Raw genomic sequence first — 2267 nt, 5'->3', positions numbered from 1 at the left:
TTCCGCGCCCGGCAGGTCACCGCGATCACCGCGGACGGCGGCACGACCTCGGCGATCGAGCGGATCAGCGCCGGAATCGGATCGTCGGGAGCGCCGGACCAGCCGACCTGATCGCCGTAAGGCACGTCGGTGCAGACGATGTCCGGCGCCCGCCCGCCGAGCGCTGCTGCGGTCTGCTCCGGATCGAAGGCGTTCGCCACGGCCGCGCCGGTTCGCGGGCCGGGCTCCGATGGCAGTCCCGCGATGAGGCGGTCGGCGGCGTCGACGGCCGCCTGGTGCGAGTTCTTGCCGTGGCGCTCGGCCATCCCGGCGAGCTCCCGGCGGCGTTCGAGCAGACCGTCCCGCGAGAGCATCCGCAGGTTGCTCGCCGCCACCCCGAGCGCGTCGGGGTCCGCATCCGTGCCGAACACCGCCGCGAGCCGCTGCCGGTGCAGCAGTCCGATCGTGCTCAGCAGGTAGCCGCTGCCGCAGCACGGGTCCCACAGCGTGACCCGCTCCGCCGCACCGCACAGCTGCGCCGCCCGCTGGAACACTTCACTGGCCAGCCGGACCGGGAACCCGGGGAAGCCGGGAACGGCCTTGAGCACGAACCCGCCCGCGAGGTCGCTGAAGTCGGCACGGCCGGTCTCGTAGCGGTAGCTGATCGTTGCTCCCCGAGTCAGGAAGCCGGCGGGTTCAGGCGGGCGACGAACTTGTAGCGGTCGCCGCGGTAGATGGATCGCACCCACTCGACCGGCTCGCCGTCCGCGTCGAAGGAGTGCCTGGACAGCAGCAGCATCGGCAGGCCCACGTCGGCGCCCAGCGCTTCGGCCTCCTCCGGGCTGGCCAGCGCGGTCTCGATCGTTTCGTCGGCGTGCCCGAGCGCGACGCCGAACTGCTCGCGCAGCACCCGGTACAGCGAACCGTCCTCCGCCAGCTTCGAGGTCAGCCCGCGGAACCGGGACAGCGCCAGGTGCGTGGTCTCGATGGCCATCGGCTCCGCGTCGGCCAGCCGCAGCCGCCGCAGCCGCAGCACGGTCGAGCCGGTTCGGGTGCCGAGCAGCGTGGCGAGTTCTTCGCCCGCCGGTTCCTCCACGACTTCCAGCAGGCGCGAGGTGGGCTGGCGGCCCTGCGCGCGCATGTCCTCGGTGTAGCTGGACAGCTGCAGCCGCTGCGCGACCTTGGGTTTGGCGGCGAAGGTGCCCTTGCCCTGCACCCGCAGCAGGCGGCCTTCGACGGTCAGCTCGGCCAGCGCCTGGCGCACGGTGGTGCGCGAGACGTCGAACTCGGCGGCGAGCGCGCGTTCGGTGGGGATCGGAGAGCCCGGCGGCAGGGATCGCAGCATGTCCAGCAGGTGCTGCTTCAGGCCCCAGTACTTGGGTTCGCGCTGCACGCGAACCGGGGTGTCCGCCCCGCCGGACACCGACGTTTCCAGCATCTGTCCTCCTACCCGTACCTGGGCACCGCGCACGGACCGCCCGCACGGCCGTGCGCGAAGCAGCGCCATGACTGTCCAGGATGCCTGAAGCCGTGCGCCGTCATCACGTTCTCACCAGTATTCGCATCGGGTGATCTTGGTCTGCCGACCGGGTGGCGCACCCGCGGTCCACCGGGCCAAGCTCGGTGTGCGCAGGCACGCCGCGCCCCGGCGTGCGGGCCCGATCAGCAATAATGGTCTAGACCTGGACTTCGATCGCGGAGAGGTACCCATGACCAGCCCCGGTGAGCGAATGCGCGCCGAGATCGACCAGCAGCCGCGGATCTTCGCCGAGCTGCTCGCCGCCCGCGAGCAGATCGCGGCGGTTGCCGCGACCATCGCCGAGCGCAAGCCGCGGTTCGCGCTGCTGGCCGCCCGCGGCTCCAGCGACCACGCGGCGCTGTACGCGAAATATCTGATCGAAGTCCTGCTGGAACTGCCTGCCGGGCTGGTCTCGCCATCCACCACGACGCTCTACGGCGCGCGGCCGGACCTGACCGACGTGCTGCTGCTGACGGTCAGCCAGAGCGGCGGTTCACCGGACCTGATCGAGGTCACCGCAGCGGCGCGGCGGCGCGGGGCCACCACCGTCGCGGTCACCAACACCGCCGACTCGACGCTGAACTCCACCGCGGAGCTGTCGGTGGACATCCGCGCGGGCCAGGAGCGGGCGGTCGCGGCCACCAAGACCTACAGCGCCACGCTGCTCACGCTGTACCTGCTGGTCGACGCGGTGCGCGGCGGCACGGGCAGGGACGCCGCGGAGCTGCCCGAACAGGCCTCGGATGCGCTGCGGGACAGCGAACCCGCG

At 72.1% G+C, this 2267-nt stretch carries 3 protein-coding genes; 1 reads left to right on the top strand and 2 read right to left on the bottom strand.

Annotated elements, in window-relative coordinates; all coding sequences use genetic code 11:
- Both IJH84_RS12740 and IJH84_RS12735 read right to left on the bottom strand, forming a co-directional pair.
- The coding region (locus IJH84_RS12740; RefSeq protein WP_295144439.1) for an rRNA methyltransferase at window positions 1–587 on the bottom strand (587 nt) is incomplete at its 3' end.
- A gap of 71 nt (window positions 588–658) precedes the next feature.
- Entirely contained in the window at window positions 659–1417 is a 759-nt protein-coding gene (locus IJH84_RS12735; protein ID WP_200068332.1) for a GntR family transcriptional regulator, read from the bottom strand.
- Window positions 1418–1688: 271 nt separating this feature from the next.
- Between IJH84_RS12735 and IJH84_RS12730 the strand changes: the two genes are divergently transcribed.
- The coding region (locus tag IJH84_RS12730) for an SIS domain-containing protein (protein WP_295144434.1) at window positions 1689–2267 on the top strand (579 nt) is incomplete at its 3' end.

The organism is Saccharopolyspora sp. (assembly GCF_017434145.1).
Taxonomy (GTDB): Bacteria; Actinomycetota; Actinomycetes; order Mycobacteriales; family Pseudonocardiaceae; genus Saccharopolyspora_C; species Saccharopolyspora_C galaxeae.
This window is presented reverse-complemented; position numbering and strand designations above follow the sequence as displayed.